The sequence below is a fragment of the Enterococcus sp. AZ191 genome, from assembly GCF_051713845.1.
In the GTDB taxonomy this organism is placed as follows: domain Bacteria; phylum Bacillota; class Bacilli; order Lactobacillales; family Enterococcaceae; genus Enterococcus_B; species Enterococcus_B durans.
Genome location: NZ_JBIOQS010000001.1, coordinates 1,803,605 through 1,825,577, shown reverse-complemented (window position 1 = coordinate 1,825,577; position 21,973 = coordinate 1,803,605). Strand labels below are relative to the sequence as shown.

The 21,973-nt window shown below is 39.0% G+C and carries 16 protein-coding genes and 5 pseudogenes; 19 read left to right on the top strand and 2 right to left on the bottom strand.

What is annotated here, in order from left to right; genetic code table 11:
- Positions 1–126: 126 nt before the first annotated feature.
- Both IGI47_RS08825 and IGI47_RS08820 read right to left on the bottom strand, forming a co-directional pair.
- Entirely contained in the window at positions 127–1,917 is a 1,791-nt protein-coding gene (locus tag IGI47_RS08825; RefSeq protein WP_438783967.1) for an ABC transporter ATP-binding protein, read from the bottom strand.
- Positions 1,914–3,653, bottom strand: a complete 1,740-nt coding sequence (locus IGI47_RS08820; RefSeq protein ID WP_438783966.1) for an ABC transporter ATP-binding protein — start codon at positions 3,651–3,653, stop codon at positions 1,914–1,916. Before IGI47_RS08820 ends, IGI47_RS08825 begins: the two co-directional genes overlap by 4 nt.
- A gap of 98 nt (positions 3,654–3,751) precedes the next feature.
- Between IGI47_RS08820 and IGI47_RS08815 the strand changes: the two genes are divergently transcribed.
- From IGI47_RS08815 to murC, 19 genes and pseudogenes are all read left to right on the top strand, one after another.
- Positions 3,752–4,510, top strand: a complete 759-nt coding sequence (locus IGI47_RS08815; RefSeq protein WP_438783965.1) for a MerR family transcriptional regulator — start codon at positions 3,752–3,754, stop codon at positions 4,508–4,510.
- Between the two features lie 391 nt (positions 4,511–4,901).
- Entirely contained in the window at positions 4,902–6,032 is a 1,131-nt protein-coding gene (locus IGI47_RS08810) for a 5-methyltetrahydropteroyltriglutamate--homocysteine S-methyltransferase (protein ID WP_438783964.1), read from the top strand.
- A 272-nt stretch (positions 6,033–6,304) separates the two neighbouring features.
- Positions 6,305–6,379, top strand: a pseudogene (locus IGI47_RS08805) (carbohydrate ABC transporter permease); the annotation flags it as partial.
- A 61-nt stretch (positions 6,380–6,440) separates the two neighbouring features.
- Positions 6,441–7,242, top strand: a pseudogene (locus IGI47_RS08800) (carbohydrate ABC transporter permease); the annotation flags it as partial.
- 283 nt (positions 7,243–7,525) lie between these two features.
- A pseudogene (locus tag IGI47_RS08795) lies at positions 7,526–8,214 on the top strand (DUF1538 domain-containing protein).
- Positions 8,211–8,615, top strand: a pseudogene (locus IGI47_RS08790) (DUF1538 family protein); the annotation flags it as partial. The pseudogenes IGI47_RS08795 and IGI47_RS08790, both read left to right, overlap by 4 nt.
- A gap of 155 nt (positions 8,616–8,770) precedes the next feature.
- Positions 8,771–9,442 (top strand): hypothetical protein, encoded by a 672-nt coding sequence (locus IGI47_RS08785; protein ID WP_438783963.1) that lies wholly within the window; start codon positions 8,771–8,773, stop codon positions 9,440–9,442.
- 55 nt (positions 9,443–9,497) lie between these two features.
- Positions 9,498–9,938 carry a hypothetical protein gene (locus IGI47_RS08780; protein WP_311931416.1) on the top strand — a complete coding sequence of 147 codons (441 nt, stop codon included), beginning with the start codon at positions 9,498–9,500 and terminating at the stop codon, positions 9,936–9,938.
- Positions 9,939–9,949: 11 nt separating this feature from the next.
- Positions 9,950–10,618 (top strand): annotated as a pseudogene (locus IGI47_RS08775) (2,3-bisphosphoglycerate-dependent phosphoglycerate mutase).
- 45 nt (positions 10,619–10,663) lie between these two features.
- Positions 10,664–11,269 (top strand): HAD-IA family hydrolase, encoded by a 606-nt coding sequence (locus IGI47_RS08770; RefSeq protein ID WP_311931453.1) that lies wholly within the window; start codon positions 10,664–10,666, stop codon positions 11,267–11,269.
- Positions 11,270–11,337: 68 nt separating this feature from the next.
- Complete coding sequence (locus IGI47_RS08765; protein ID WP_005879896.1) at positions 11,338–11,724, top strand: DUF1149 family protein; 387 nt, start codon at positions 11,338–11,340, stop codon at positions 11,722–11,724.
- Between the two features lie 203 nt (positions 11,725–11,927).
- The gene (locus IGI47_RS08760; RefSeq protein ID WP_438783962.1) at positions 11,928–13,319 is read left to right on the top strand and encodes an L-cystine transporter; all 1,392 of its coding nucleotides are present in this window, start codon (positions 11,928–11,930) and stop codon (positions 13,317–13,319) included.
- An 803-nt stretch (positions 13,320–14,122) separates the two neighbouring features.
- Positions 14,123–14,497 carry a VOC family protein gene (locus IGI47_RS08755; protein ID WP_311931419.1) on the top strand — a complete coding sequence of 125 codons (375 nt, stop codon included), beginning with the start codon at positions 14,123–14,125 and terminating at the stop codon, positions 14,495–14,497.
- Positions 14,498–14,766: 269 nt separating this feature from the next.
- A complete protein-coding gene (gene trhO, locus IGI47_RS08750; protein WP_438783961.1) occupies positions 14,767–15,705 on the top strand; it encodes an oxygen-dependent tRNA uridine(34) hydroxylase TrhO in 939 nt (312 codons plus the stop codon).
- A 230-nt stretch (positions 15,706–15,935) separates the two neighbouring features.
- A complete protein-coding gene (locus IGI47_RS08745; RefSeq protein ID WP_438783959.1) occupies positions 15,936–16,664 on the top strand; it encodes a metallophosphoesterase family protein in 729 nt (242 codons plus the stop codon).
- A gap of 152 nt (positions 16,665–16,816) precedes the next feature.
- Positions 16,817–18,997: a Tex family protein gene (locus tag IGI47_RS08740; RefSeq protein ID WP_438783958.1), complete on the top strand. Its 2,181-nt coding sequence runs from the start codon at positions 16,817–16,819 to the stop codon at positions 18,995–18,997.
- 3 nt (positions 18,998–19,000) lie between these two features.
- Positions 19,001–19,474 carry a SprT family protein gene (locus tag IGI47_RS08735; RefSeq protein WP_438783957.1) on the top strand — a complete coding sequence of 158 codons (474 nt, stop codon included), beginning with the start codon at positions 19,001–19,003 and terminating at the stop codon, positions 19,472–19,474.
- A gap of 12 nt (positions 19,475–19,486) precedes the next feature.
- Positions 19,487–20,236 (top strand): YdcF family protein, encoded by a 750-nt coding sequence (locus IGI47_RS08730; RefSeq protein ID WP_438783956.1) that lies wholly within the window; start codon positions 19,487–19,489, stop codon positions 20,234–20,236.
- Between the two features lie 185 nt (positions 20,237–20,421).
- The gene (gene murC, locus IGI47_RS08725; RefSeq protein ID WP_005879880.1) at positions 20,422–21,756 is read left to right on the top strand and encodes a UDP-N-acetylmuramate--L-alanine ligase; all 1,335 of its coding nucleotides are present in this window, start codon (positions 20,422–20,424) and stop codon (positions 21,754–21,756) included.
- Positions 21,757–21,973: the final 217 nt, after the last annotated feature.

The following is a 21,973-nucleotide window of genomic DNA, read 5'->3' as shown; positions in this document are numbered from 1 at the left end:
TTAAAGAAAGCAAAAACATCAATGAACAGATCCAAAAAGAAGGGATCTGTCCATTGATGTTTTTGCTTTTTTGATTGAAGTAAGAACGATTTTTTTTAGAACCATGAACGGTTTTTACCGTTTACTTTACGTTGTTTGAAATTGGCTGTTATATAAGCTAGCATAGAGCGTGGGTTTGCTCAATAGTTCCGTATGAGTGCCTTGTTCCACGATATCACCGTTTTCCATGACGAGGATCAAATCCGCATTTTCAATGGTAGACAGTCGATGTGCGATCACAAAGCTAGTACGGTTTTCTGTCAAGGCATTCATTGCTTGCTGGATCAATGCTTCTGTTCGTGTATCTACACTAGAAGTAGCTTCATCCAAGATTACGACAGCAGGATCAGCTAATACGACACGAGCGATAGTCAGAAGCTGCTGCTGACCTTGTGAGAGAGTGCCGTTTTCACTTGAGATGATTGTGTCATAACCGTTTGGTAAGGTTCGAATGAAATGGTCACATTGCGCTACTTCAGCTGCATGGACGATCTGCGCTCTTGTCGCTTGGCGTTTCCCGTAGGCGATATTCTCGGCAACAGTTCCTTCAAACAACCAAGTATTCTGTAAGACCATCCCAAAATACTTTCGTAACTCATTCCTTGATAACTTGGTGATATCAATCTGGTCAAACTCGATTTTCCCCTTTGTTAATTCGTAAAAACGCATCAATAGGTTCACGAGTGTCGTTTTTCCTGCTCCAGTAGGGCCAACGATCGCAATCGTCTGTTTAGGTTTGACCGAAATAGTTACATTATCCATCAATTGTTTATCTGGAGTATAGCCAAAGCGCACCTCTTTAAATTCGATGGCTCCTTTAGGTGAAGAGAGGGAGAGGTGTTGTTCTTGACTATCAGGTAGCTCATTTGGTTCATCCATGGTCTCAAATATCCGTTCGATCGCAGCCATCGCAGATTGGATGGCATTGATAACGTAAGAAGCAGTGGAGATCGGTTCTGAAATCTGATTGATGTATTGGAGATATGCTTGCAGTAGGCCGAGGGTGATGCCACCAGATAAAACCAGACTTCCTCCAAGAATGGCACTAACGATAAAAGCAAGTTGATTCATTAGACGAATGACTGGATAAATCGCAAAGTTCATAAATTGTGCTTTTTTAAAGGCTTGATAGTGCGTTTGATTGATCTTGCGTATCGACTCGATGGCCTGATCCTGCTGATTAAAGGTTTTGATCACTAGATTTCCTGCAAGATACTCTTCCATTTTATTGTTCAAAGAGCCAAGTTCTGCTTGATTTTTATCTGAGATCTGTTTGTTTTTATTTGCAAATCGGTGGGTTACGTAGGCACTCCCAATAATCAATAGGATAACGAGTAATGTCAACTTTGTATTGATGTAAAATAACATTACAATAGAAAATGTTACCGTCACCAATGACGTGAAAAATTGGTTGATCCCAGTGAGTAAGACTTGAGATACCTGATTCAATCCAGTCGTTGTTCGACTGATGATCTCGCCCACCTGGTGTTGATCAAAGAAAGCCATCGGTAGTGTTTTGAATTTTTTTGTGATTTCTTTTCGAACAGTAAGGGCGATTTTTTCACTTAAAGTGGCCATTGTCCGCTCTTGGATAAATGAAGTGATACTGCTGAGAAAAGAAAAGGTAATCAGTAATATGACTGGCATCAAAAGGGTATCTTTTATGTCTGAAAGCGACATGTTCATCATGCCGACTTCACTGATTCGCTGTAGTAATTGGTCGATGCCGATACCCATGATCATCGGCATTGCGACGATTAACAAATTACCGATCAAACTGCAAAGAAGCAAGCCGTAAAAAATAGGGTGATCTGCTTGGATCATTTTCCAAAAACGCATCAAACTTTGTTTTTTGATATTCATTTTGTTTGTCGTCATGCTATCCCTTCCTTCACTATTCCTTGTGATTTCGCAAATTCCTGATAAGAATCGCAATTGGCGAGTAGTTGTTCGTGCGTACCTTCCCCAACGATCTTACCGTTATCCAAAACGATGATAGTATCTGCGTGCATGATCGTGCTGAGTCGTTGTGCGACAATGACGAGCGTTTTATCCGACATCTCATCTTGTAAAGCCTGTCTTAAAGTAGCGTCAGTTTTGTAATCTAGTGCTGAAAAACTATCATCAAACACATAAATCTCAGCCGGCTTGATCAATGCTCTGGCAATACACATTCTTTGTTTTTGTCCGCCCGAATAGTTGTCGCCTCCTTGAGCCACAAAACTATCTAGACCAGCGGGTAATTTAGCTAAGACTTCTTCCATTTGAGAGATGCGCAGCGCTTGGTTTAGTTGCTCGCTTGATGCTTCTTCATTTCCCATGGCAAGATTTGAACGAATGGTTCCGCTGAACAAGAAAGCTTTTTGAGGCACATAACTGATTATTTGACGGATCATTGTTTGTTCCAACTCTTGAAGTGGTTGACCGCCAAGCAGGATTTCACCACTGGTTGTATCATTCAAACGTAGAAGTAGTTTAGCAATCGTGCTTTTTCCGGAACCAGTACCGCCTACGATTGCAGTTGTTTTTCCTTTAAGAATATCAAAATGTATATCTTCTAGTACAGGTTCAGAATCTTTTGAATAACTAAATGAAACATGCTTAAAAGACAAAATTGGCTCATCAGTCAGAAACAATGACTCATTCTTTGGCTGTTGAGGTTCTTTGATTTCAATCGGTGCCTCAAGTATTTCTTCTATTCTTTTCAGAGAAGAAATAGATTTAGGGATGACAACTAGGACCATCGCCGCTGTCATCAAATAAGCTAGAGTCAACATCGAATATTCAACGATTGCTGTAACGATCCCGATCTGGAGCGAACCATTACTTACCAATGTGCCACCAAACCACAAAATAGTACTATAAACGATCCCCATGAGTAAGAAAGCAATTGGAGTCACCCAAGCGAATATCCGATTGACTTTGATCATCTGGTCCGCATACTCTTCAAATGTTTGATTTGTCCGTCGTTCCTCATACTCTTGATTGTTGAATGCACGGATCATGGTGACTCCAGTAAAAAACTCCCTTAAAGTGATCGTGATCCGGTCCATTTTAGGTTGGATTTTTAATGAAAGAGGCGTACCTTTTTTCATTAAAAAATAAATGACCCCAGCATAAACAACGACAGAAGTTAACGTGATCATTGTTAAGGTAAACGAGTATTGGAACATCATCACCAAAGTAAAGACCGCAATGATCGGTGCAGGCAAGATCAATTGACAAAATAAGACAAGCATCTGTTGGACGTTGTCCACGTCATTTGTCATTCGTGTTAACAGGGAACCAGTACCAAAGTGATCGGCATCTTTGATGGATAATTGCTGGAACTTAGCAAAATATCTTTCACGTGTTTGGTAGCCAAACTTAGCGGATACTAGTGCGGAAAAGTAGCTGGAAGCAATTGCTGCCAGTGAACCGAATAATGCGACAATCAGCATTTGCCCGCCAATCGCATAGATTTTCGTTTTCTCACCACTGGCAATGCCAACATCGATCAGTGTTGCGACTAGTTTGGGAACGCCAAGGGTTCCGATGATCTGCAAACAGATAAATAAAAAAGTGAAAAAAACGATTTTTTTATTCTTCTGTATAAATTGTTTTAGTAATTGCATATATTTTCCTCCTTTTTTTCTGACAAATATGAATTCTACACCTTCAAGTTGCTTGAAGGTCAATGGAAAAAAAGTTAAACTGCAAATGGGGTGAGAATATGGAAAAACTGTATACGATCGGGGAAGTATCCAAATTGTTGAATGTGCCAAAGTCGACGATTCGGTATTGGGACGAGCAAGGCTTGATCCATTCGAGCCGACATGAGGAAAATGATTATCGACTGTTTGATATTGATGCTATTTTCCAAATCTATGACATTGATTTTTACCGAAAGCTTGATGTTCCAATCAAACAAATGCAAAATTTATATGGAAAAACGCTGGAAGAACACTATGAAACGATTACTCAAACAGAACAAAGGATCTATCTGGAAAAAGTAGGGTTGCAAAAGAAGCATGAGGAAATCTTGAAACGAAAAGAGCAATTGAAGCTCATGCTTGCACACCAAAACAGTGATCTTCCAGAAGAAACGCCGCCTTTTGAGGCTATCGTTGCCGTTGATTCTGACGATATTTTAGATTCGAAAGCTTATTTAGAAACGTATGCCAGTTTTGGCAGTGTCTTTGACTTTTCGATCAGTGATGAAATGATCTATGGCTTTTGTACAAACGAACAGACGAATGCTCTGCCCATGTCTAAAACCGTTTGGCGAAAAGACCCAGCCAAAAAATATCGTCGTTTTTTGCTGAAAGTCGAAGTCGGGAACACTAAAAATAACAATATCGATCTGGTTGAAAATGAATTAGAAAAACGGGGCCTAAAATCCGAAAGAGTAATCGGTCAATATTTATTGACGAATACAACGAAGAAAGATGTGTTCGAGGAATACTACCAAGCATGGCTAGAGCTTATGTGATAGGGATGTTTTCTTTGAAGAAAAATGAAAAAAGCATTGACAATCTGATAAGAAAGTGGGATATTAATTAGCAAATAATGAAGCATTGAAGAGAAGAGTGGCTGAATGATGAAGGAAGAAAGAGAATCCGGTGGGTGAAAAAGGAGATCCTTTCGTCAGTGAAGATGAACTCTGAGCATTTTGATTTGTTCACGCAAATCAAACGGATTGTGACCGTTATCTTGCCGAGTATCTTAGGTACTGTTGAGACATTGTTTGCGAGAATAATGTGAATCAGGGTGGTAACACGAAGCATTCGTCCCTTTTATCTGTAATGGATAAAAGGGACGGGTGCTTTTTTCATTTTGGTCCGTGAAACTTCATGCGCATTTGTTAAAGAGGAGGAAAACACATGACAACACGTAGAACATCACCATTTCGTTATGATATTGTAGGGAGTTTTTTAAGACCAGAAAAATTGAAACAAGCAAGAGAGGACTTTAACAAACAAAAAATAAGTCAAGCAGAATTGACGAAAGTAGAAGATGAAGCCATCATCGACTTGATCGAAAAACAAGAGGCTCTTGGCTTGAAGGCTGTGACAGATGGAGAATTCCGCAGAAGTTGGTGGCATTTGGATTTCTTCTATGGACTAAAGGGAATTGAGTTTTTTGTGCCAGAACATGGCTACTTTTTCCATGGAGAAGAAACACGTCCTGGAACGATTACTGTCACTGGCAAGATTTCAGGAGAAGAACATCCGTTTATTGACCATTTTCGGTTTACTCGTGAGCATACTAGCGCCGGGATCGAAGTAAAACAAACGATTCCTGCTCCTGCTCAAATTTTAGTGGAACTGCTTCGTCCGGATATTTTACCAAAGATTCGAGAAATCTATCCAGAAAATGACGAATTGATCAAAGACATCGTTGCAGCTTACCGCCAAGTAATCGCGGACCTTTATCAAGCCGGAGCCCGCACGATCCAATTGGATGATTGCACGTGGGGCATATTAGTTGCTCCTTTACCTAAAGGCTTTTTAGCAGAAAAGCAACAGGATGAACGAGAAGTGCGCAAGGAGTTAGCGCAACTGTACCTAACGATCAACAACGCTGTTTTAGCAGATCAGCCAGACGATTTGACGCTGAACACGCATGTTTGTCGCGGAAATTATCACTCGACATGGGCTGCAGCTGGTGGGTATGAGGATGTGGCAGATCCTTTATTCACGCAAGAAAATGTCCAAGCGTATTATTTGGAATACGATAGTAAACGTTCAGGTGGCTTTGAACCACTTGTCAACGTATCCGAGGATAAGTTAGTGGTTTTAGGACTAATCACTACCAAAAGTGGGAAACTAGAAGATCGCCAGAAAATCATCGAACGCATTTACGAAGCAACTCGATATCTGCCTTTAGATCGATTATGCCTTAGCCCACAATGTGGCTTTGCGTCTACTGAAGAAGGCAATATATTGACTGAAGAGGAACAATGGGAAAAGCTGGCATTCGTCAAAAGTATTGCAGAAGAAGTCTGGAAATGATCTGTTTAGTTCATCGAAAAAGAGGTTGGGACAAAAGTGTTTAATTCCGAGAAATAAGAAGAAATCAATGAAAATTGCTTTTCAAATTTTTGTGAATTTCGGCTTATTTAAGAAGGAGTTGCTTCTGCTCCCACCATTTATCCGTTTTTAAAGAATGAGACAAAAATGTTTCTTACTTTTGTCTCGCGCTCAATTAAAGCATTGGCACGCTACCTTGTTCTCACGTGTTGAACAGGTAGCGAACCAACGCTTTTTTTATTGTCCTTAAGTTTGTTTCGTTTGTCATCGTAATTTTTATCGTACTTTTATCAATTATACAAACTAAGGTTGGAAGGGAAAGTCGATGAAAGAAGTCGTTCAAAGGAATGAAGTAGTAAAAAACGTTGAAAAAACGAAAACAAGTTCTTTTTGTTCAAATACACCGCTTTAAGTATCATCTCGTTTATTTCCATCTTTCCCTTTGTATGGATGATTTTGGGAATGACCAATACAGCAATCGATATTTCGGGAGGAAAATTAAAAATCGGCGACAATCTGATCGTCAAATTTCAAAACCTTTTTTCAAATGACTTGAATTTTATGCGCTCCTTAGGAAATTCTGTGATGATCGCAGTCGTCACAACAGTTTTTGCGCTGTTGATCTCTTCTATGGCAGGGTATGGATTTGAGATTTATAAAAGCAAGCGAAAAGAAAAAGTATTCAATATTTTGCTTTTATCGATGATGGTGCCTTTTGCGGCGTTGATGATCCCGCTCTATCGGATGTTTTCACAATTGAATGGCACAGTTTTAGGCATCAACAGTTTCTTAGTAGTGATTCTTGCTTCCGTGAGTACAGCATTTTTGATTTTCTTTTTCCGTCAAAATGCAAAGTCCTTTCCGAAAGACTTAGTCGAAGCTGCACGATTGGATGGACTAAAAGAGTTAAGTATCTTCTTTCGAGTCTATTTGCCAACGGCTAAGAACACATACGCAGCTGCGGCGATCATTACCTTTATGAGTAGTTGGAACAATTATTTATGGCCTTTGGTTGCTTTGCAATCACCAGACAAACGTACAGTTCCGTTAGTATTGTCAGCAATGGATGCTTCTTATACACCAGATTACGGCATGATCATGGCTGGGCTAGTGATTGTAACGTTACCGACTGCTATCGTATTCTTTGTTTTACAAAAGCAGTTCGTGCAGGATGATCGGTTCTGTAAAATAAGTGTCAATGAAAAGAGCATGGATACGCAAATGAATAAGTCGAATAATCTGAGAATATCTTTTTCTATTTTCAGGATTATTCGACTTATTTTGCGAGTAGACGAGTATGCCAGTGTCTAATAAATCTTTTGACCCTAATGTGTCATCATTAAAATTTGTCACTCCACTAAAATTTTTGTTATAAAAAAATCGATAAGTAATTCTCGAATAAAATGTGAACGTTTTCTCTTTGTACTCGGTAATTGGCTGAATATCAGGTAGAATGGAATAAAGGAAGAGGATACATGCTAAAAAAATTTAAAGAAGTTATCACAGCAATAGTACCGACGACTATGTTGATAGTTATTTTAACAGTTATATTTGCTCCACTCACTTCAGAAGAGATGGGTTCGTTTCTATTTGGAGCGGCGATTATGATGATCGGTATGACATTATTCTTGTTTGGTGTAGACTATTCAATGATGAAAGTTGGCGACTTGGTCGGTAAATACCTGATCAAGAAACGGAATCTACCGATTTTGATCAGTTTAGGCTTCATTATCGGAATCGTTATCACTATTGCGGAGCCTTCTGTTCAAGTATTGGGACAGCAGGTGTATGAGATCGTAGATGGTGAGATTGGCCAATTGCTTTTTATTGGGATCGTGAGTATCGGAACGGGGGTCTTTTTAGCTTTTGCTCTATTACGTGTCGTATTCAAAGTATCTTATTATCGCTTGATGGCAATCGGTTATTTAGATGTGCTGATTGCATCTTTTTTTACCACTACTGAATTCATGCCGATTGCATTCTATTCTGGTGGTGTGACGACTGGTCCTGTCAAAGTTCCTTTTATTTTAGCATTAGCTGGAGGGATGACGAGTATGATCCGGCAAAGCAAAAACGAAAATGATAGCTTTGGCATGGCATGGTCGGCATTGCTTCTTGAGGTCCGATACTAGCAGTGATGATCTTGGGGGTGATTTTCCAATGAGTAAGATCCAACAATTATTTGCTGGGATCGAGGTGATCCTGTACAAAGTGGTCTTAGAAATTTTACCAATTGTTCTGCTATTTATTTTGCTGAATTTTTTTAGTTTCCGTATACGCAGAAAATGGTTCTGGAATATTCTTAAAGTTTTTTTGATCACAACGATTGGATTGGTTTTGTTTTTGTATGGTGTCAATATGGCCTATGTGCCGGTGGGACAGCATTTAGGAAGCGCGATTGCTGCAATTGAACAGAATCATCTATTGATTCCGTTAGGCTTTATCATGGGTTTTCTAGTGGGTTTTGCTGAACCGGCGATCCATGTCATGGTAAAACAGGTGGAAGAACTAAGTGAAGGAAGGATTCGAGCAAAATTCATGCTGGCAGTGATATCGATCGGCATGAAAGAATTACTAGAAGATGATTCATAAGTAAAATATTCTAAATTTAGGGAAAAAGCACAGACAAGCAAATTACTAAATTTTTATGAAATCCCTCTCTTTTTTCCAGACAACTTCCTTTGAATATGCTATTTTAAAGTAGATAAAGGAGGAGTAAAATGAATTTTTTAGTTGTTTTAAAGGACAAAGCCATTGAACGTTCAACCTTTCTTTATGTTCAATTAACTGAAGATAAAACGCTGTTGCATTTTTCGCCAGAATTCCATTTAGAAGGCTTGACTTTGGGAGAAATTTATCGATCAGAAGGACTGGATGCTATCTTAGCTTTTTTCAATAAAGAACTGGAGTTGTCAGTCAAAGATTACCTTGAGCTTTCATTAGAGAGCTGGGATCAGGTCGTATTTGAATTGTTTCCTAATGGGATGACAATAAAAGAGAACCAACAGCAAATCCATCTGACAGATCAAGAATTACAAGATCAGATGCGTTATCAGTTGGACGAAAAAAATTCTTTTTCCATCTTTCAAAGACAGCAGAAGATTTTAAAAAGTTTCCTAAAAGAAATCGGAAAAAAACGAAATCTATTGAAAACAACACAATTGCTAAAGAAACATCCAGAACTACTGCACACCTCTATACAGTTTCCTCAACTGATTTCACTGATTAGACGCTTTTTACGCTTGAAAGAAGTGCCTTCGAAAAAACTGACGCTTCCTTTAAACGACACGTTTCGTGTGGTGAAAAGAGAAGATGAGAAGAAAGTCATCGTCATTGATTTTACCAAAAATCGAAATGCTTTTCATCGTTTGACATTGGAAAAGGCTAATTGAGCCTTTTCCTTTTTTGCTTTTTTTGACATAATAGACAAGAATGGGAGGAATTCTTATGGCACAAATTTGGTTTGAACGTATAATAAAATTAAGAAGAAATTACAATCGACTGATGCAAGGGAGATATGGGAAGTTCGATGCGCTGAATCGATTATTGCTGATTGGGGCATTGTTGTTCAGTTTATTCCGTAGATGGCTACCTTTTTTTATCGGCTATTTCGTTTTTGCTCTTTTGATAGGAGTAATCCTTTATCGTTTCCTTTCAACGAAAATCTATCCAAGGCTGAATGAAAATCAGCGTTTCTTGAAGTTTGCTGAACAGATAAAAGAGAAAGCACACCGGTTTTCAAGCAAACAACCAAAGAAAACGACTGTGAGTCACTATACATTCTTTGCTTGTCCAACTTGTCATCAAAATCAAAGAGCACCTAAAGGAAAAGGGCGGATACGTGTGACTTGTAAAAAATGCGGTACTCAATTTGAAACGAAAGTTTAGGTGGGAATGGGATGAAACTAGTATTATTAAGACATGGTGAAAGTGAAGCAAATTTTGAAAATTAATGGACAGGCTGGCTTGATGTCGCACTGACTGAAAAAGGAATGGAACAAGCAAGGACTGCTGGTCGTAAGATGAAAGAAAATGATTTGTTTTTCGATCACGTCTATACGTCTGTGTTAAAAAGGGCTATCAAAACTTCCCAAGTGGCATTAGAGGAAATGGGACAACTGTATCTTCCTGTTGATAAGACTTGGCGATTGAATGAACGTCATTATGGTGCTTTAGTTGGGAAAAACAAAGAGAAAATGAAAGCCGAGTTTGGTGCAGAACAAGTGAAAAAGTGGCGCAGAGGGTATAAAGAAGTCCCACCATTAGCAGCCGAAAACCACTTTGATCGCAGATACGACCAGCTTGACCCACGATTGATCTCCCACGGTGAAAGTTTAGAGATGACCGTTGAACGGGTGATCCCATTATGGCAAGACAACTTGGCGCCACGGTTATTGGATCAGCAAAACATTTTAGTCGTTGGACATGGCAATAGCTTGCGGGCGTTGACGAAGTATCTGGAAAATGTGCCAGAAGACCAGATGGATACAATTGATATCCCAAATGCGCAACCCATCCAGTACACGTTCAATGATCAGTTGGAAATCATCGAGAAGTCTCTTTTATAAAAATCGAGCGGCAAAATACTGTATAAAGGAAAGAATCACATGGAAATCAAGAATTACATCTGGGATTTTGACGGAACATTATATGATAGTTATCCAGCAATGGTTGAAGGAGCAGCAAAAGCGCTTCAAGATTTTGGAATCACCAAAGATCCTAGAGAGATTTACCAAACAATGAAGAAATTTTCTACCCGTCAGCTTAGAGAGGAATATCAGCTTGAAGAAGAGGAATTCACTCCGTTATTCCATCACTATGAACGTGAAAGTTCTTTGAAACCACAACCATTTGCAGCAACTGAAGAAGTCTTGCGTTCATTGAAAAAACATGGGGCTAGACATTTTATTCTGACCCATCGTCTCACGGAATCAACATGGGAATTGCTTGGAAATTACGGGCTGACAGATCTGATTGAAGAAGTTGTCGGGATCAATCAGAATTTTCCCCGCAAGCCTTCCCCTGACTCCTTGAATTATCTGATCGAACGTTTCGAGATGCAAAAATCAGAAACGATGATGATTGGTGATCGGCGTTTAGATATCGAGGCTGGAAAACGGGCAGGGGTTCTCACTTGTCTATATGATATCGATCATTTTCTCGGAGAAATCCCTGCAGATTATGTTATTGATGACTTGAGGAAAATCCTTGCGATTTAGAGGGAGCTCACAAATAAGTATCCCTCTTCAATCACAGGTATGTTATAATTTGGGAAAGGAGTGATTACATGGAAATCAGAAGACAAAAAGAAGTAGTGGAGTCATTTCATTATGATATGAAGCCAAAAGATCAAGAGGTAGAAACAGACTTGAAGGTAGGATTTTCACCGTTAAAGGAAACCATTGAAAACTATCCGAAAGAGCACAGTATCGTAGGAGCTCGGTTAGAGTTTCGATTGGTTTTCGATACATATGTTTTATCTGGAAGTGTAAGTCAAATCAACCATGTCCTCAATCGTAAAATCGAGGGTCAAAGTGATGTAACACAAGAAGAGGTCGATCAATTGGTCGCTCCGTTATTTGATATCGTTAAACGATTAGCATATGAAGTGACTGAGATTGCCTTGGACCAACCAGGTGTGAAACTGAATTTTCAATCTGAAAAAGAAGCGTAAAATGATCAGTGATAGTTAAAAGCTATCGCTGATCATTTTTTCTATTACTAATTGTAAGCAAAATAACTGTTATTTCTTCTTGAATAGTCTAAAATGGTTAAGTCACTGAAAAAATTTTTTTCAGGAAAATGTCTGAAGAGTCATTTTCGGGAACCTTTACTTCCTTCGATGGACTTGTCATTCAAAATTAGAGGAGGAGAAAAATGACAACACTCATCACAGTTTTAGTGGTTCTAGTTTTTGCGGCATTATTATATGTGTTTTATCGAATGCAAAAGCGCCATACAAAATTTTCAACACGTGTCTATACGGCACTAGCTATCGGTATCGTTTTTGGTGGCTTATTACAATTGATTTTCGGAGTAGATGACCCAGTTGTGAGTCAATCGATGCAATGGATCAATATCGTAGGGGAAGGCTATGTGGGCTTCTTACAAATGTTGATCATGCCATTAGTGTTTGTGTCGATCGTTGGCGCATTTACTAAAATGAAAGTCTCTGAAAAATTAGGGAAAATCAGTGCAACTGTTTTAACTTCGTTATTAGCGACGACTGCCATCGCAGCGTTGATTGGGATTGGTACAACGATGCTTTTTGGTCTTCAAGGAGCAAAATTCACAGAAGGTACTGCGGAAACCGCTCGTATCTCTGAATTAGCCACAAGACAAGAAGCGGTAAGCGGCTTGACGATTCCCCAACAGATCCTATCTTTTATTCCTAAGAATGTTTTTGCAGATCTAGCTGGGACACGTGCAACAAGTACGATCGGCGTCGTTATTTTTGCTGCCTTTGTAGGGATCGCCTACTTAGGAGTAAAAAGAAAAGCACCAAAAGAAGCAGAATTCTTTTCAAATTTGATTGATAGCTTATATAAAATCGTGATGCGGATCGTCACATTAGTCTTACGTTTGACACCTTATGGAGTTTTTGCATTGATGACGAACGTATTAGCAACTAGCGATTTCGTTGCGATCGTCAACTTAGGGAAATTTGTATTGGCATCGTATGTTGCGTTATTAGCTGTTTTGGTCGTTCATTCACTGATTTTGATTTCTGTAAAAGTGAATCCGATCGATTATTTCAAAAAAGCATTCCCTGTCTTAAGTTTTGCATTTACATCCCGTTCAAGTGCAGGCGCTTTGCCATTGAATATTGAAACGCAGACAAAAGCGCTAGGTGTAGATGAAGCCACTGCAAACTTTTCTGCTAGTTTTGGGTTATCTATTGGTCAGAACGGCTGTGCTGGTGTCTATCCAGCTATGTTAGCAACCATCGTTGCACCAGCTGCTGGAATCAATGTCTTTAGTTTAGAATTCATTTTGATGTTGGTAGCAATTGTAACGATCAGTTCATTTGGTGTTGCTGGTGTCGGTGGTGGAGCAACATTTGCTTCATTGATCGTATTAGGTGCGATGAACTTACCAGTTGCAATCGTTGGCTTAGTGATCTCCGTAGAACCATTGATTGATATGGCCCGGACAGCAACAAATGTCAGTGGTAGTATGGTTGCCGGAATCGTTACAAGTGCAAGGATCAAAGATCTAGATCGAGATACAATTAAAGATGATTCAAAAGTAATCGACGTAAATGCTTAAATATTAAAAGAAAAGCATGACTGAGTGAGACAGAAATTGTCCGTTCGAGTCATGCTTTTTTATGAATCCTTTGATCAATTTCAACGCATCGATGTTTGTCATATCTCAATCTATTGTTAGAATCATTTTAATTATTCCGAAAAGTGAAAAAGTGGAATTCATCTACAGCAAACTCAAAAATTTTTAAAGGACTCAAGTCATATTTAAATTAAAAAAGTCCAGAATTGTAGAAAGATTTTTGGAATCATCAGTAACTATTCAGCAATTAGAACTCATAAATTCAGTAGGCTAAATATTAAATAAGTTAAAATACGATAAGGTACGATAGAGCACCGAGATAATGGGATTTCCAGGTGATTTGTCCTGTTTTTTGTCTTATTTTTGTTTCGATTATGATATACTAGTAAAGTAGAAAAGTAAAAAGATGGTGGCTAATCTCTTGAAAAAGGGGTGATGCCTTTGGTTCATCGCTTTATCCCTAGAAGGGAGTAAGCACGTCTCAACTTTTGAAGCAATTCAATATATTAGCTTAGATTGTTGATTCTTGCAAGTAAGCTGTATATGTACGAACAAAATTTTGCAAAGAAATCAAGCTTTCTTTTTAAAGTAAGACGAAGTTCTTTATCTTTATCAATAACACGTTTTGAGGAAAGAGAATCAACATGGACGGCCAGTTTTTGGGATAAGGAATTCTTACGTTTTAGGATAAAATTTGAAGGACTGGTAAGCATAGATTTTTAATAGGCTGTATGCTAAACTGGATGAGATTATGGCTCTTTTTTAGAGAAATGTGGAGGGAAAGTATGTTTACCAATGAATTGAAAATCATGTTGTATGTCGATGATGTAGAAAAAAATACAGCATTTTGGACAGCTGTCGGGTTTAAAGAAATAGATCGTCAAGAAATGGATGGTACATTGATCGTTGAGGTGGCTGCCACAGACGATGCATCGACATCTTTCGTGTTGTATGATCGTGCGTTCATCGAACAGCATTCACCTGAAACAGCTGGAAGTTCACCTTCTTTGATGTTTTATAGTCAAGATATTTTCGGCTTATATAAAAAGATGCAAGAATACGGTGTTACATTAGGTGACCTTGTTCGTATTGGTGAAGAGTATGTCTTTAATTTTGCTGACCCTGACGGCAATTACTTTGCTGTGACAGGAAAAGAATAAACCATCGCTCTATTTGTGAAAAGTAGACTGCCAAGAATATATGTTGGTGGTCTTTTTTTCCTGTTTTCCACAGACAGACTGTGATGGATTGAGTGTACGGGTTACAATCTATATATAGCCTAAAATTTTGTGGTCAATTATCAAATAAAAAACAATAATTATATTATGTAAACTTTGAGTTTGAACAGTAATACACAAGCATAAAAATCGTCAAAGTACACTTCCTTTTTTATACTATTTTAGAAGGAATAGAAGGAAGGAAGAAAAAAATGAACTACCAAGTATTACTCTACTATAATTATACGACAATTACTGATCCCGAAGAATTTGCGAAAGACCATCTTGCTTTTTGCAAGTCATTGAATCTAAAAGGCAGAATCTTAGTTGCGCATGAAGGAATCAATGGCACTCTTTCTGGAACGATCGAAGATACAGAAAAATATATGGAAGCGATGAAGGCAGATGCCCGTTTCTCAGATACCTTTTTCAAAATCGATCCTAGTGAAGGGCATGCGTTTAAAAAGATGTTTGTTCGAGCACGTCCGGAACTTGTTTCACTTAAATTGGAAGAAGATGTCGATCCTAAAGAAATAACGGGTGCGTATCTTTCACCAAAAGAATTCAAAGAAGCAATCTTGGACGAAGATACAGTAGTGATCGACGCAAGAAACGACTACGAATATGACCTTGGTCATTTCCGCGGTGCTGTTCGCCCAGATATCCGCAGCTTTAGAGAATTGCCAGAGTGGATGCAAGCACATAAAGAAGAATTTATGGAAAAACGTGTGGTTACTTATTGTACCGGAGGGATTCGTTGCGAAAAATTTTCTGGCTGGCTTGTCAGAGAAGGCTTCAAGAACGTTGGTCAACTTCACGGCGGCATTGTAACATATGGTAAAGATCCTGAAGTCCAAGGAGAGTTGTGGGATGGAAAAATGTATGTCTTTGATGAACGGATCGCAGTAGATATCAATCAGGTCGACAAGCAAATTGTTGGGAAAGATTGGTTTGATGGTACGCCATGCGAGCGCTATATCAATTGTGGCAATCCCGAATGCAATCGGCAGTTCCTCACATCTGTAGAGAATGAAGAAAAACATTTGGGTTCTTGTTCTGTTGCCTGTGCACAACATCCTCAAAATCGTTATATCAAAGAACATCAACTAACGAGCGAAGAAATTGAAGCGAAACTGTCTGTTTTTGCTTAAAATCATTTATTAGAAAAACGGAGAACGAAGCTGTAAGAAACAAGAGAAAAATCATGGATTTCACTTTTTGAATTTTCGAGGATCTCAACATCTAAAAAGGGATATTCGTTCCAGTATTTAGTCAGTTTAAGAGGAGGAGGAAAAGTATTTTTTTACTTTTGAATCTTCCTCTTTTTTCTGTTCTCTGATAAAAATATGAGCTATACTGAGGAGTAAAGGAGGGGAATGAAATGAAACCTTATATTTATGCAATCGGTGATGTCCATGGAAAGTATGATCTTTTTCAAAAACTTGTTGCACACTACGATCCCTCAATCCATCAACTGGTTCTGCTGGGTGATTTAAATGATCGCGGTCCACGTACAAAAGAATGCTTTTTATTAGGAATGAAATTGGTAAGGGAAACGAATGCGGTCTATCTTCGTGGCAATCATGAAGAATACTTTTTACAATTTCTCCAAGCACCGGAAGATTGGTACGCTCCCTACGTACGTAATGGGGGCAAAGAAACGTTTGAAAGTCTGTTGCACTCAGGAGCTACAGAAGAATATTCCCCAACCGAGATTGCCATGATGATCCGTTCGAGATATCCTGAGCTGATCGATTTTTTGTGTGAGCGTCCGCTATATTATGAGTGGGAAGAGTACTTATTTGTTCATGCAGGCGTTGATTTAACAAAAAAAGATTGGCGACAAACAAGTGATCGGGATTTTCTATGGATTCGAGAACCTTTTCATACAGAAAAAAACAATACAGGGAAAACGATCGTCTTTGGACATACCATCACACCTATGTTACATGGTGATATGCAGACGACTGATCTATGGTGTGGTGACAATCTGATCGGTATTGATGGTGGGGCAGTCTTTGGTGGTTCATTGCACGGCGTTGTTTTTGATCGATCAGGAATCGTCCAAGATATCGAATATCAGAATAATGAAGGTAGTTGGAGAGGCTAGAAAACTAGAAAAGTGACAGTTGTTTTGTGTCGCTTTTTTGTTTTGTGATCAGTTCCTATAAAATATGATAAAATAGAAAGGAACTATATTTATTTGACATTCTTGGTGACGGTCACGAGTAGGGACGTCTCTATTTGCAAAGGAGTTTTTTTATGACGGAGAAATTAAATCAGACAATTGTTCAGCTTGTTCAAAAAGAACTGGCTGATTATCATTCAAAACAGTTAGTAACGGTCTTGAATTTATTAAATGAAGGAAACACAGTGCCGTTCATTGCACGTTATCGTAAGGAAATGACGGGCAGTCTCGATGAAGTCCAAATTCGAGAAATCGAAGAACGATATGCGTATTTGGAAAATCTAGAAAAACGTAAAACAGAAGTTATTCGATTGATTGATGAACAAGAAAAACTAACACCAGAGTTGGAAAAGGCAATCACTTTGGCAGTGAAGATGCAGCAAGTGGAAGATCTTTATCGTCCTTACAAACAAAAGCGGCGTACCAAAGCAACGATTGCAAAAGAAAAAGGCCTTGAACCTTTTGCACAATGGTTGCTCCAATTCACGCAAGGGGATATTCGAGAAGAAGCTAAAAAGTATCTAAGTGAAGAAAAAGAAGTACAAAGCGTAGAAGAGGCACTACAAGGTGCACATGAAATCATTGCTGAACAAGTCAGTGATGACGCAAAATTCAGAACGTGGATCCGCTCATACACTTACAACAAAGGGCTGTATGTCAGTGCCGTCAAGAAAAAAGAACTCGATGAAAAAGGCGTATATGAAATGTACTATGCATTTTCCGAACCTATCCATAAAATTGTTTCTCACCGTATTTTAGCAACTAATCGAGGAGAGAAAGAGGATATCTTGAAAGTATCGTTACAAGTGGATGAATCGGCGGTGTTGTCTTATTTAGAACGCCAAATGATCAAAGATCCAGATTCACCTGCGGCTGTTGCGGTAAGGGAAGCATACCAAGATAGTTACAAACGTTTTATCCAGCCTGCCATCGAGCGTGAAGTACGTAATGAACTGACAGAAAAAGCAGATGAACAAGCCATTGCGATTTTTGGCGAAAATCTCCGTAACTTGTTGTTACAGCCACCGTTGAAAGGCAAAGTTGTTTTAGGGTTTGATCCTGCTTATCGTACAGGCTGCAAGTTGGCAGTAGTGGATGCCACTGGTAAGGTTTTGGCAATCGAAGTGATCTACCCACATAAACCAGCAGCACAAGCAAAAAGAGAAGCGGCAGGACCGGCTTTTGTCAAATTGATCAATCAGTACAAGGTAGATATGGTAGCGATAGGAAATGGCACAGCTAGTCGTGAATCTGAATTGTTCGTCGCAGAACAGTTAAAAGCAGCTGACCACAAGGCATATTATGCGATTGTCAACGAAGCTGGTGCATCGGTCTATTCAGCCAGTGACATTGCCCGTCAAGAGTTTCCCAATCTACAAGTAGAAGAACGTAGTGCTGTGTCGATTGCTCGACGCTTACAAGATCCACTAGCAGAACTAGTGAAGATCGATCCAAAAGCTGTTGGGGTAGGCCAATACCAACATGACGTCTCTCAAAAACGATTAGCCGAGCAATTGGATTTCGTGGTTGAAACAGCGGTGAACCAAGTGGGTGTCGATGTCAATACAGCGAGCCCGCAATTATTGCAGCACATTTCTGGATTGAACAAAACAACAGCTCAAAACATCGTGACGTACCGTGAGGAAAATGGTGCTTTCGATACGCGAATACAATTGAAGAAGGTGCCAAGATTAGGACCGAAAGCTTATGAGCAAGCAATCGGATTTATCCGTGTGCCTGGTGGGAAAAATGTATTGGATAATACAGCGATCCATCCTGAAAGCTATAGTATAGCCAAAGAGATTCTAAAAACAAACGGGTTGTCTGAGAAAGAGTTAGGAAAAGCGGAAGCCATTGAGATACTTTCGCATCTATCCGCTACTCGTTTAGCTGAAACACTGACTGTAGGTGAAGAAACTTTAGCTGATATATTAGATGGGCTGACTAGGCCAGGAAGAGACATGCGTGATGAAATGCCAGCACCATTGCTTCGTTCAGATGTTTTAAGCATGGAAGATCTAAAACCTGGCATGGAGTTGAAAGGAACAGTTCGTAACGTAATCGATTTTGGTGCTTTCGTCGATATCGGGGTCAAACAAGATGGGTTGGTCCATATCTCTAAATTAAGTAAAAAGTTTGTCAAACATCCAACTGATGTCGTTTCTGTAGGGGATGTAGTTACTGTTTGGATCGATCAAGTCGACACGAACAAAGGACGAATCAGCTTGACGATGCTTTCTCCTTATGAGGAATAAACAGTGACTCAAGAAGAATTGCAACAGTTGGTTGAAAAGATTTCAATCGAAAGTTTCCATTTACCTTTTAGGCATCGCGCTGTTTTTAATGCTCGGTTAAGGTCCACTGGTGCCCGTTACCATTTAAGCGATCATCATCTAGACTTTAATCTCAAGATGTTCAAAGAGGTAGATGAAAAGACAAAGATCGGGATCATCAAACATGAATTGTGCCATTATCATTTACACTTAGGGAACAAAGGCTATCGTCATCAAGATGCCGATTTTAAGAACCTTTTGAAAAAAACTGGCGGTATTCGTTATGCGCCGAGAGTATCTACCAATCAGGTCAAAAAAATCGAATGTTACGAATGTCAAAATTGTTCAGCACTTATTTACCGCAAACGAAAAATAAATACAGAACGTTATGTCTGTGGAAAATGTCACGGAAAGTTAGTATGGAAAGAAACAAAAAATGTAGCAGAAAAGTCATGCTGATGGGGGAAAAGAATGGATAAACAGGCAGAAAACTATCAAGACTGGAACCAGCTGTTAACTTTTTTAGCTGACAAGAGTTCTAGCCAAATAGATGAGGCTTCTTTAGTGATTCTAGCTGGTAACTGCTTACCCATATTAGCGGATAAAGCAGCAGAACTTTATCAAAGAGGGCAAGTGAAGAAGATCTTTCTTGTTGGTGGCATCGGACATGCTACGGCAAAACTTCACCGTAATTTTGAGAAGCAGGGGATTTTTTTAGATCCAACGTTGAGTGAAAGTGAGATGTGCTTTCAGTATCTCAAAGAAAAATATCAGCTCCCAAACGAGGCATTCCTTTTAGAAACTGCGTCTACCAATTCAGGTGAGAACGCTCGCAACGCCTTAGCACTATTGCGTCGAGAGGGAGAACTTCCTCGCAAAATATTGCTGATGAACGATCCTACTTTGCAAAGAAGGACAAAAGCGACTTTTGAAAAAGTATGGCAAACAGAAAATGTCAAATTTATCAATTATGTTCCTTTTGTGCCTCAAGTGGTCGCTATTGGGGAAGAAATCCAGTTCACTCAGCCTGAGTTGAATGGCCAATGGTCAAAAGGATACTTTTATGCACTGGTTCTAGGGGAAATGGTTCGCTTGAAAGACGATGAAAATGGCTATGGACCAAATGGCAAGGGTTATATGAATCACGTAGAAATGCCTGAAACAGTTTGGTCAGCTTATCGGCGGATCACTGCTCAATTCGATGAGCGATTCGTTCGGTAGGTTATAGTAACGAAGGTTAGTCAAAGAATGAAAAGTTCCATCATTTATTTCTGTTTTTTGACAGCCAATAAGATTTGATCCTCTTCGAATAAATTTGGTTGAAATTTTCAAAGGTTTATAAGATAATGGGTGTCGTGTTGAATATAGTGAAAAAAATGGATGATAGTTAAGAGAAGAGGATTCAAATGGAAAATCAAAATAAATTGTATCATTTCGTTGGTATCAAAGGATCAGGAATGAGTTCCTTGGCTCTTGTTTTACATGAACAAGGTTTAAACGTGCAAGGATCAGACATTGAAAAATATTTCTTTACTCAAAGAGATTTAGAAAAAGCAAATATCAAAATTTTACCTTTTAATGCGGATAACGTAAAACCAGGGATGACGATCATTGCTGGTAATGCTTTTCCAGATACACATGAAGAAATCCAAAGAGCGAAGGAACTAGGGTTAGAAGTTGTTCGCTACCATGATTTCATTGGAGATTTCATCCAAAATTACACCAGTATCGCTGTTACTGGCTCACACGGGAAAACTAGTACGACTGGTCTGCTTTCCCACATGTTGACAGGTATCCGTCCAACGAGCTATTTGATCGGAGATGGTACAGGTCATGGGGATCCTCAAGCCGAATTTTTTGCGTTTGAAGCATGTGAATATCGCCGTCACTTCTTGGCTTATTCACCTGATTATGTCATCATGACAAATATCGACTTTGATCATCCTGATTACTATACAAGTATCGATGATGTGTTCACTGCGTTCCAATCAATGGCTAAACAAGTCAAAAAAGCAATTTTTGCCTATGGTGATGATGCATACTTGAGAAAATTGGAAGCTGATGTGCCGATCTATTATTATGGTGTATCTGAAAATGATGATATCCAAGCACGTAATATCGAACGAACAACAACTGGTTCTGCTTTTGATGTGTATCATGGCGAGGAGTTTGTTGGACATTTCGTCGTACCAGCTTTTGGAAAACACAACATTCTAAATGCACTAGGTGTGATTGCGGTCGCTTACTTTGAAAACTTAGATATTGAAGAAGTCGCAAAAGAAATGCTGACTTTCCCAGGCGTGAAACGTCGTTTTAGTGAAAAAATCGTTGCCGATATGACTGTAGTTGATGATTATGCGCATCACCCAGCAGAAATCAAAGCGACGATCGATGGTGCACGTCAAAAATATCCTGACAAAGAAATCATTGCAGTTTTCCAACCACATACATTTACACGTACGATTGCGTTGATGGATGAATTTGCTGAAGCACTTGATCTTGCAGATAAAGTATATCTTTGCGATATTTTTGGTTCAGCACGTGAAAAACAAGGCGATGTAAAAATCGAAGACTTAGGAGATAAGATCAAAAAAGGCGGACAAGTCATCAAAGAAGACAATGTCTCTCCTTTATTGGATTATCACGATGCAGTGATTATTTTCATGGGTGCGGGAGATGTCCAAAAATTTGAACAAGCCTACGAAAAATTATTGAGCAGTACAACAAAGAATGTTTTGTAATTTCTTGTTGAACTAAATATACGTAAGAATGTGTGACAGGAATAGCGGACTTAAAAAAAGAATTTTTTGAAAATTGCTCGTTGATTTTCCAAGATTTCGATTTGTTTTTTGAAAAAAATTTCTGGAACAAGGGTTATTCGATGCGAGAAGGGATGTGACGATATTTCGTCGCATCCTTTTTTTATGAGGCTGGGACGGAAGTGTTTAACTGCGAGAA